General features: G+C 47.2%; 8 protein-coding genes. 6 read left to right on the forward strand and 2 right to left on the reverse strand.

What is annotated here, in order from left to right; all coding sequences use genetic code 11:
• The first annotated feature begins 220 nt into the window (after nt 1–220).
• From gor to PJF56_RS20285, 3 genes are all read left to right on the forward strand, one after another.
• Nucleotides 221–1570 (forward strand): glutathione-disulfide reductase, encoded by a 1350-nt coding sequence (gor, locus tag PJF56_RS20275; RefSeq protein WP_283764533.1) that lies wholly within the window; start codon nt 221–223, stop codon nt 1568–1570.
• Between the two features lie 359 nt (nt 1571–1929).
• Nucleotides 1930–2682 (forward strand): DUF928 domain-containing protein, encoded by a 753-nt coding sequence (locus PJF56_RS20280; RefSeq protein WP_283764534.1) that lies wholly within the window; start codon nt 1930–1932, stop codon nt 2680–2682.
• 6 nt (nt 2683–2688) lie between these two features.
• Complete coding sequence (locus PJF56_RS20285; RefSeq protein WP_283764535.1) at nt 2689–6795, forward strand: CHAT domain-containing protein; 4107 nt, start codon at nt 2689–2691, stop codon at nt 6793–6795.
• A 3-nt stretch (nt 6796–6798) separates the two neighbouring features.
• Here PJF56_RS20285 and PJF56_RS20290 read toward each other — a convergent pair whose 3' ends face one another.
• Both PJF56_RS20290 and PJF56_RS20295 read right to left on the reverse strand, forming a co-directional pair.
• Nucleotides 6799–7410, reverse strand: a complete 612-nt coding sequence (locus PJF56_RS20290; RefSeq protein WP_283764536.1) for a 4Fe-4S single cluster domain-containing protein — start codon at nt 7408–7410, stop codon at nt 6799–6801.
• 256 nt (nt 7411–7666) lie between these two features.
• The gene (locus PJF56_RS20295; protein ID WP_283764537.1) at nt 7667–9604 is read right to left on the reverse strand and encodes an EcsC family protein; all 1938 of its coding nucleotides are present in this window, start codon (nt 9602–9604) and stop codon (nt 7667–7669) included.
• Between the two features lie 218 nt (nt 9605–9822).
• Here PJF56_RS20295 and PJF56_RS20300 point away from each other — a divergent pair, with 218 nt between their 5' ends.
• The 3 genes from PJF56_RS20300 to PJF56_RS20310 all read left to right on the forward strand — a co-directional run bounded on the left by PJF56_RS20300 (nt 9823) and on the right by PJF56_RS20310 (nt 10739).
• On the forward strand, nt 9823–10179 hold the full coding sequence (locus PJF56_RS20300) for a type II toxin-antitoxin system RelE/ParE family toxin (RefSeq protein ID WP_283764538.1): 357 nt from the start codon (nt 9823–9825) through the stop codon (nt 10177–10179).
• On the forward strand, nt 10176–10547 hold the full coding sequence (locus PJF56_RS20305) for a helix-turn-helix domain-containing protein (RefSeq protein ID WP_283764539.1): 372 nt from the start codon (nt 10176–10178) through the stop codon (nt 10545–10547). Before PJF56_RS20300 ends, PJF56_RS20305 begins: the two co-directional genes overlap by 4 nt.
• Before the next feature lie 66 nt (nt 10548–10613).
• Nucleotides 10614–10739: a hypothetical protein gene (locus PJF56_RS20310; protein WP_283764540.1), complete on the forward strand. Its 126-nt coding sequence runs from the start codon at nt 10614–10616 to the stop codon at nt 10737–10739.
• The last annotated feature ends 143 nt before the right edge of the window (nt 10740–10882 follow it).

Consider the following 10882-nt stretch of genomic DNA (forward strand, 5'->3'; position numbering starts at 1 on the left):
GATGTTTGAAACCCGCCCCTACAGATGTTTGAAACCCGCCCCTACAGATGTTTGAAACCCGCCCCTACAGATGTTTGAAACCCGCCCCTACAGATGTTTGAAACCCGCCCCTACAGATATCTGAAACCCGCCCCTACAGATATTTGAAACCCGCCCCTACAAAACCCATTCATTTTACTTGGTCTACTACAATAGGGGAAAATTGGGAGAAAAACAACTTATGAGTTACGATTTTGATTTATTTGTGATTGGTGCAGGTTCCGGGGGCATTGCCAGCGCCAGACGTGCCGCAGAATATGGCGCTAAGGTGGGCGTTGCCGAATTCGATCGCCTGGGAGGAACCTGCGTGAACCGAGGCTGTATTCCCAAAAAGCTAATGGTACATGCTTCCCATTTTCCCAGTTGGTTTGCAGATAGCCAAGGCTACGGCTGGAGTGCGGTGGAAAGTCACCTGGACTGGACAAAAATGATTGGCGCGGTGAATGGGGAAGTCGATCGCCTGAATGGGGTGTATCAGAGAATGTTAGAGAAGTCTGAGGTAAAGGTATACCGGGACTATGCTGAGTTTGTCGATCCTCATACCCTGAAAATTGGTGAAGATACGGTAACGGCGGATAAAATCCTGGTTGCGGTGGGAGGGAAACCGGTTAAACCGGATATTCCGGGAATTGAACATACCTTAATTTCCGATCAACTGTTCCATCTCCCGGAGCAACCGAAACGGGTGGTGATTTTAGGCGGGGGATATATTGGCGTGGAGTTTGCCTGTATTTTCCATGGACTGGGAACGGAAGTGACGGAAGTGATCCGTCGCGAGCATATTCTCCGTGGCTTCGATGGGGATCTTCGTACCCATATTCAATCGGAAATGGAGCGCCATGGGGTTCGGGTTTTGAATAAAAGTGTGATTACTCAAGTGGAAAAAACCGATGAAGGTCTAGCGGTGACCATTAAGCGGGAAAATGAGGAGGATATGGTGATTGTAGATGCGGTGGGAATTTCGGCAACGGGACGCATACCCAATATAGAGAAATTAGGGTTAGATAAGGCGGGTGTTAAAGTGGAGAATGGGGCGATCGCCGTTGATGCCAATAGTCGCACCAATATCGAGCATATTTACGCCGTGGGAGACTGTACGGATCGGGTGAATTTAACCCCTGTTGCCATTGGAGAAGGTAGAGCCTTTGCCGATACCCATTTTGGCGGCAAATCTCGGCAGATGGCTTATGATAATATTCCTACGGCCGTCTTTTCCCATCCCGAAGCGGGAACGGTGGGCTTAACGGAAGAAGAAGCGTGCGCCCAATATGGGGATAAAATCAAGATTTATCGCGCCAAATTTAAGCCCCTTTATCATACGGTGAGCGGCCGAGAAGACCGCACCTTAATGAAATTAGTGGTGCATGAAGAGACGGATAAAGTTCTAGGAGCGCATATGGTGGGCGAACATGCGGGAGAAATTATCCAAGGGGTGGCGATCGCCCTCAAAATGGGAGCCACCAAAGCCAACTTTGATGCCACCGTTGGCATCCACCCCAGTTCCGCCGAAGAATTTGTCACCATGCGTTAGTCCTTTTCCCTCCAAGACCAAGGGTTTCGAGGCTCATATTGAAGCATTACCGTAAGGGATCGGGGGGTCTCACCCCCTTTTTTGTCACCCAAACGTCAGTTAATATCAACCTACAATCTACCTCAATCATTCGATTTATTCCGGAACATTTTTGAAACCTAAAGCCAAAATACTGGGTTTAAGTTTTTTATCCTCACTCCAAAATTCTTGGAGATACCTTAATCAAAACTTCAAAGAAAAATCCGTACTTGTTCGGTTAGAAATAGAAACGAATAAAACTAAACTGATTATATGAGGACTGATATCCTTATATCCCGATCGCCTCCCTTGTGTCCATCCTATAACCCAGGTCATCAAAAGTGAAAAGAAACACTAACTTGTCAAAGATTACCCGCAAACTGGCCTGCTTAACGGTCATAGCAACTTTGGGTTGGCCAAGTGCTGCCAATGCTCTGCCTAAACCCAGTTTTGAAATTGCCCAAGCCTTTAATCCTCCAGGGAGAGGAGCGCCCCCCAGAACCGCAGATGCGGGAACCCGTGGCTGTAGCGTTTCTGAAGGGAATACCAAACCTTTAACTGCTTTAGTTCCGGTCAAAGATTTAGCTTTAACTTTAAAGAGCCATCCCACTCTGTTCTGGTATGTGCCCCAAGCTGAAGGTAAAACCCTGGTATTTACCTTACTGGACAAAAATGACGAAACGATTATTTATGAAAAAGAAGTACCTGCTCCTTCTGAATCGGGAATTGTCAGTATTGAGTTATCTACAGAAGAAACAGAAGGGCTGAAAACCAATGAACTCTACCACTGGTATTTGTCCATCGTCTGCGACCCTCAAGATCGTACCGGTGATATTATCGTAGACGGTTGGATAGAACGGATGGAAGCCAATGCCGATCTAAAAGCCCAAATTCAACACTCCGATCCAGAAACACTTCCCAAAATCTATGCGGAGTCGGGAATTTGGCATGATGCCCTATCCGCAATGGCTAAGTTGTATAATGAAAATCTCCAGGATGGGGCGATCGCCAGCCAATGGGAAACCCTCCTGCGCTCTGTTCAACTCGATGCATTTGCCCAAACCCCAATCCTTTCACCGAGTGAACCCAAATAATTACCCATGTCCTTACGGATAAACGGATTGAAACCCCTGATTACTCTTTCTCTGTGGTTGTGCGGCAGCTATTTCCAGATTGCCCAAGCCCAAACGATTGTACCCGCTCCCGATGGTACAGGAACCACGGTCATTCCCCAGGGGAATCAATTTTATATTCAAGGGGGGAGTACCTCGGCTGATGGCGCGAACCTCTTTCATAGTTTTATCCAGTTTGGCCTCACTCCGAATCAGGCGGCCAATTTTTTATCGACACCGGGAATTGAAAATATTTTCAGCCGCATTAATGGGGGTAGTCCATCCACCATTAATGGCTTAATCCAAGTTTTGGGGGGAACCTCAAATCTCTACCTGATTAATCCTGCGGGGATTATTTTTGGCCCCAATGCCCAACTGAATGTTCCCGCCGCATTTCACGCTACAACCGCCACGGGAATTGGTTTTGGTCAAAATCAATGGTTGGATGCGTTTGGGGACAATAATTGGCAAATTTTGACCGGTACACCCAATGAATTTAGGTTTGATGGAGCGACTCCGGGTGTAATTCTGAATTGGGGAAACTTAACCGTTGATATGGGTGAAGCTTTGAGCTTAACCGGTGGCACAGTCATCAACCTCGGAACCCTGAATGCACCAGGCGGTACAATCACTCTTTGGGCAGTGCCGGGTCATCATACGCTCAGGATTTCCCAAGATGGTCATTTACTCAGTTTAGAAATTCCGGTTGGCGATCGCCAGTCCATGCCCTTTAACCCCCTCTCCGTTCCCGAACTACTTGCGGGGGGAGCGGTAAACCACGCTTCCGAAATCGAGGTGAACGATCGGGGACAGGTGGTGTTATCCGGTTCTAGAATCAGAGTACCAGACCATCCGGGAGTGGCGATCGCCTCCGGAACCCTCCATGTCTCCCATACCCAACCCACCCTCACCCCCGGAACCATCAACGTAATTGGCACTCAAGTCGGCGTAATTGACGCAATCCTTGATGCATCGAGTCCCCAAAATGGCGGTCAAATTTATATCGGTGGCTCATTTCAAGGCAAAGGCCCCCTACCCAATGCCCAAAACACCCTCATTAATCCCCATTCCCAAATTCGCGCCAATAGTCTAGAGCAAGGAAATGGGGGAGAAATCATCATTTGGTCAGACGGAACCACCCAATTTTACGGCACAGTAGAAGCACGAGGCGGAGAAACAGGAGGAAATGGCGGATTTGTAGAAATTTCCGGTAAAGAAACCCTCACGTTTTCCGGCACAGTAGATGTCAGCGCCCCCAGTGGAGCATGGGGAACCCTCTTACTCGATCCAGAAAATATTACCATTGCTAATAGCTCTTTCTCTGTCCCTTCAGAAGTCGAGGATGAATTACCCACCATTGGCTTTAACGATTTTCCGGGAGATGATATTACCATTGCGGCCGAAGTTTTAGAGCAACAAACGGGCAATATAGAACTCCAAGCCACCAATAATATTACCATCTCCAGGGGAGTTTCACTTAATTTTGTCAAAGGGGGATCGATTACCTTTACAGCAGATGCAGATAGGGATGACAAGGGTTCATTTAGGATGAGCTTGTCTTCAACCATTATCGCTCCCGGTCGAGACATTAATATCTCTGGATCTAGTATTAGCCTCGGTAACTTGGATACCAGCGATAATAAGCAAGGCGGAAATATTTCCCTAACTGCTTCTGCCGGAAATATGACGACGGGAAATTTGCAGACTTCGACTACAACCGGTAATGCTGGTGCAATTGAATTGATTACAGATCGAGGCAATATCACCACCGGAGAGCTGAATTCAAGCGCCAGTTTAGGAGGGGGTAATGGAGGGGATATTCAGCTAACCATTCAAACTCTGGGGAACATTACCACCAGTAGTCTTATTGATGCGAGTACGGAAAATGGCGATTCAGGAGATATTACTTTTAAGACTCAACAAGGGAATATTACAACCCGTGGCCTTATCGATTCAAGTACGCAAAATGGCAATTCAGGAGATGCTACTTTAGCAACTCAAGAAGGAAATATTACCGCTCAAGATATTGATTCAAGCACAAATAATGGTCAGGCGGGTGATATTACGTTGAGAATTACATCTGGAAATGGGGAAATTACTCATGGAACCTTAGATGCGAGTGCCAAAAATGGCGTACCTGGCACAATTACCCTTGAACCATCACCAACGCCAACACCTGCACCATCACCAACGCCAACACCTGCACCATCACCAGCACCAACACCTGCACCATCACCAGCACCAACGCCTGCACCAACACCAGCACCAACACCTGCACCCACACCTGCACCCACACCTGCGCCAACACCTGCACCAACACCTGCACCAGTACCAACTCCTAACCCAGCACCAACACCTGCACCAACACCTGCACCAACACCTGCACCCACACCTGCACCCACACCAGCGCCAACGCCTGCACCAACACCTGCACCAGTACCAACTCCTAACCCAGCGCCGACACCAGCGCCGACACCAGCACCCACACCAGCACCAGTACCAACTCCTAACCCAGCGCCGACACCAGCGCCAACACCTGCGCCAGTACCAACTCCTAACCCAGCACCAACACCTGCGCCGACACCAGCGCCAACACCTGCCCCAGTACCAACACCTAACCCAGCGCCGACACCTGCACCAATGCCTGTACCAGTACCAACTCCTAACTCAGTATCAGGGAGTGGGGAAACAGTTAATGGCGGCAATAGTGAGATTAATCTTCTCCAGAATCAGAGTAATACGATTAATGAGATTAATCAGGCGATCGCCGCTACACCCCGTGAATCCTCCGATGATTCCTCTCCCGCTTCAGTAACCATTGATGCCCAACAAGCGGCAACCGCTCTCATCAGTCGGAGCGGTTTACGGCGGTTACTCGATCGAGGACAATTACAGCAAGCCGTTGAAGTGGGCGATCGCCTATTAAGCGAAGAATTTGCCGATTATCTCAATCAACCCTTACCCCACCAGCAGCCCTCCTTTACCCAGATCCAGGCGCAACTAGAAACACTCAGCGCCCAAACTCAGAACCCTTCAGCCTTACTCTATATGATTTCTCGTTCGGAGCAACTAGATTTAGTCTTAGTGCCCCCCACAGGAGAACCCATTTATCACTCCATTCCTGAAGCCTCAAATGCGGCATTAATTGCCAAAATTAAAGCATTTCAATCTGAAATTGCCAATCCCATTCGCCGCCGCAGCACCAGTTATTTAGATTCATCTCAACAGCTTTACCAATGGTTAATTGCACCCATCGAAGCTGAATTAGAAGCCCAAGGCATTACCACCTTATTATTCAGTTTAGATAGTGGACTTCGCAGCCTTCCCATAGCCGCCTTGCATGATGGCGAACAATTTTTAGTCGAAAAATATCAATTTAGTTTAGTTCCCAGTTTGAGCTTAACCGATACTCGCTATCAAAACCTGCAAAAGACTCCCGTCTTAGCCATGGGAGCATCTGAATTTAGCGATCAATCTCCCTTACCTGCGGTTCCCGTTGAACTCAATGCTATTTCTGAACAACTTTGGCAAGGACAAGCTTTTCTCAATCAAGAATTAACCGTTGAAAACTTCAATCAACAACGGGCACAATCGGACTATGGCATTATTCATTTAGCCACCCATGGTCAATTCAAACCCGGTAAAATTGAAGAGTCCTATATCCAATTTTGGGATCGTAAAATAGGACTCGATCAAATCACCGATTTAAACTTAACCGATCCTCCCATACAATTACTGGTATTAAGCGCCTGTCGTACTGCATTAGGCGATCGCCAAGCCGAATTCGGTTTTGCCGGTTTAGCCGTACAATCTGGGGCACAATCAGCCCTAGCCAGTTTATGGTATGCCAGCGATTTAGGCGCATTAGGCTTAATGGCCGAATTTTACCATCACCTACAAACCGAACCTACCAAAGCTGGCGCTTTGCGTAGAGCGCAGATTGCCCTATTGCGGCAAGAAGTCCAGATTCAAGACGGTAAATTAATCGGCAATTTTGGCCAAATCAATTTACCCCCCGAACTCAACACCAGCATTCAACCCAATCTCATTCATCCCTATTATTGGTCAGGCTTTACCCTCATTGGCAACCCTTAAAGTCTACAATTCAGCCAGAGCCATCTGGCCGCGATAACCCGTCACTAACCGCGTTCCATCTTTGAGAATATGGATCTCCATTTGATCGCTGGCCCAACTAATCGCATTTTCAAAATTGGGGTTCAGGATATGGACGCGCTGATTACTTGAAGACACCGCAGAGGTAGGAGAATGAATCGCTAAAGACTCCATATAGGGGCCATCAATCAAAATATCCAGCTCATCGAGTAACTCTTGTGCCCCTTCCGGCGCACCTTTCGCCCTTAACTGTTCAATAGTAAAACCCGTAAACGACATCACATTCAATCCCTTAGCCTTAAGCTGACGAGCCAAATTCGCCAACCCTGGAGCCTGCCAAAAGGGTTCTCCTCCCGAAAAGGTCACCCCTTGATTGCGAGGATTGCTGGCAATTTTTTCAGCTAGAGTATCAATCGACATCAGTTGATTAATCTCAAACGACCAAGAAGCCGGATTAAAACAGCCGGAACAAGCGCGGGTGCAGCCTTGAACCCAGACCACAGCACGACATCCCGGGCCGTTGACTTCCGACTCGTCTACATATCCCATGATGTTGAGATGGTTGGGAGGGAGGGTTGGGGCGTTGGGGTGATTCATGATGGCTAGAGAGATAAAAGTTGCTTCCTATTCTAGACGCAAGACACCTATATAGTTATAAAGTGAATCTAAAGTTTTAAGCTAATTGCCCACGATCGGGACGTGGTGCTATAGAGCTAGTCTAAATGAGTTGTGCAACGGGAAATGCCCTCTCCCTATATCCCTCTCCCACGGGAGAGGGACTTTTTCCCCTTCTCCCGCGGGAGAAGGGGGTAGGGGGATGAGGGGAAGCCATTACACAACTCATTTAGGTTTGCTATAGAGCCTCTAAATCTTCGAGTAACCCTTGCTGGGCTTCCCCTTCCACGGCAAAGTGTTGGCTGAGGACATCCAGAACATGGGCTTCTTCTGGGGTGACAATGCCATCGAGTTCGGCCATTTTTTGACATTGCATCATCAAGGGCAGGGCAAAATCTGGGTTAATTTGGGGAATTAGTTCTTCTAGAGGAGTGGGATTATGAATATTCTGGGCAATGGCTTCTAAGGAGGCTGGAGAAAAATTCATCGGTTCTAATTCTGGAAGTAAATCTTCCCAGGTTTTATCAGGATTTCCCGCTAAAATCATATGGACTAAAATCCGATCCATAATCGTTTCTTGGGTAATGGCGGCTTCGAGATAGTGCTGGCTTTCTTCTTGTAGAGTTTCTAGGGTGGCTTCCATGACGATGGGGCTGCATTTGGCTTCGTAAAATCGACAAGCGGCATACCCTAAAGCATAGAGGAGGGCGGCGTTGGCACTGGCGCTAATGGCTGCACCCGCTATGGACGTTACTTTTAAGAGTCCTAATCCGGCTTGCACAGCTTTTCCTCCACCAAAGGCTAATCCAAATACGGCTAAAACTTCTCCTTTGCGGGCTGGATCTTCGGTGTCAAAACCGTAAGCATAGGCAATTTGATAAACCATTTCGGCTTGTAAGGCAGTGGTGGCGGCTAAGTCTACAGCCAGCATGAGGATTGATGCACCGGGTAGACTGGTGGCGATTTCAGTTGCTCCGACTAAGAGCGCTTTTTGCACCATGACGCGATGACTAATTTGATCGGGGGATTCTTGGGGAAATTGGCTCTGAAGTTGCAGGATAGATTCTTTGGCTTGAACGACATCGACTTGATCGACAATTTGGAAAATCCAATCGGTTTTTAGGAATTGGGTGAAGGGTTGCATCAAGGGATTTTCATGGGCAATTTTGAGGATGTCATTGATCCGATCTGGGGTTTGAAAAACTATGTTACCAAGATTACTGGCGATATCTAGGGTGGTTTTGGCGATCGCCCCTACCGTTTCCCCAGCCTCATTCGCAACCGTTCCCGTCGCTTCAGTCACACTATTTCCGGTTGCCATAGCTGCTTTACCCACTGCCCCCGTTGCTTGCACGATCGCACTGTTAGCGGTTTCCGTTGCCTTACCCACTGCTCCCGTCACCGTATTGCCCGCATTTTCGGCTAAGGTACTCACTGCTTGTGTCGCTTTACCCATGGTTTCCGTTGCACCTGTGGCAGCATCGGCGACTTTTCCAAAGAAGGAACCCCAACCGGATTTTTTCTGCGGTTTAGGAATGGGTGCGATCGCCGTTTCTGGTGCAGGAATAATGGTAGTTTCCGCGATAAGCTGAATCGTTTGCTCCCAGACTGGCATCGCTTCCTCCGTTTTTTTACCCACTACCGTCACCGTGTAAATCGAGCTAACCCCCAGTTGTAGAAAAAACTTCTCTAAAATCTCCACTAACTTAGCTTGCGGCGGCCCATTTAAGGATTCTACACTTACCCATAATCCTTGAGTTTCAGCCATCACCAGGGCTGTGAAGCCTTTGGGATTGAGGTTGCGGTTAAGGATTTCGGCGATCGCCTCCACTTTACCCTGTTTCGCTGCTTCTAATGTCCCCATTTCCTCCTCTGTGGGCAGCTTTAGCACCTGTTGCCATTCCGGAAGCTCTTCCTCTGCTTCCTTGCCATAGACCTTGATTTGGCTCACCGAGGCGATCGCCAGTTTTTTGAAAAATTTGGTCAAAACCTTAACAAAAACCGCTTCAGGCGGCACTTGAGCGCCTTCTAGCACTAAATTTAACGTCTCACCCTTACAGGTGATCTTGGTATTAAATCCTTTGGGTTGCAATTGCCGATTGAGGATGAGGGCGATCGCATCCGGGTTACCTTGTTGTGCCAGTTCAAGCACACTGGTTTGTACAGAGCTACTCATAGGGCAGGCCTTTCTTATTCACGTGGAGCGTATTAAACCCAACGATCTTAGAACGTAGAGTTTAATCGATCGATCTAGATGATCACCCTAAAGATTATACCCTAATCCTTGCGATCGTCTCCGCATCTCCCTGAAATTATCCATGACCTCAATTGGTATAATGTGGGCAACCTCGCAAATCAACGGGTTGGGTAGAGGTAGATATATTGTTATAGTTTATGAAATGGAATGTTATATTCGATCCCGATTTTAAGCTCTGGTTTTATCAACAGGAGCAAGAACTCCAAGATGAAGTCTTTTCAGTTTTAACTGTGTTGATGGAATTTGGCCCATCTTTGGGGAGACCAAGAGTTGATACTCTTGAAGGCTCTTCAATTAAGAATCTGAAAGAGCTTCGCATTCAATATAAAGGAGACCCTTGGCGGATTTTATTTGCGTTCGACCCGGAACGACAAGCTATTTTACTCGTTGGTGGCAACAAAACGGGTAACAAGCGATGGTACAAGGAAAATATTGCTATAGCAGAAAGACGTTATGAAAACTATCTGGAACAACTGAAGGAAGAAGAACCATGAAAGACTATACAACATTATCGTCAGAGTTAGCCAAACTTTCTCCAGAACGACAGGAACGGATTAAAGCTAGAGCAGATAAAATTTATCTTGAAGAATTGACTTTCAATTATCTGCAAGAGAAGTTAGGATTGTCGGAAGACGAGTTGGAGCAATATTTTACTGCATCGAATCTCGGAAAAGCAAAACTAGAAAGTCGGGAATGTCTGGATTTAAATACACTTCAGGAGGTGATCGGTGCATTAGGAGGAACTCTGGAAATTACGATAAAAATTCCCCAGAAAGAGCATCTTGTTCTGATCGATGAAGATATCAGTAGCGAAGGATTGTTACGCGGTGCTGCTGCTCCTCGTCGTTCTTCTCCTGCTTGAAGCAACAAAAACAGTTATGACTCATGCCCTTTCTCTTTAAGTAACTAGCTTCTATCAAGATGCGTAATGAACGAACTAATTGTTCACCAAGTCAACATCACCCACTATCGTTTAGTCGAACTTTCAAAACTTGCCGATCAAGCCAAACCCTTTTATGACTGGGTAGAAAAACAAGCCAACGAGTCTCTTTGAATAATACAGCGCTTCGCGCGGTAATGGGTAATGGGTAATTGGTAATGGGAAAACCATTTTTCACGCTATAATCCCCATTTTTCAGGCTTTTCATGGGACAACACTCTCAAGGAACATTTCGATTACTGTACCTCATAACATCG

Source organism: Roseofilum halophilum BLCC-M91 (assembly GCF_030068445.1).
GTDB classification, from domain to species: Bacteria; Cyanobacteriota; Cyanobacteriia; order Cyanobacteriales; family Desertifilaceae; genus Roseofilum; species Roseofilum halophilum.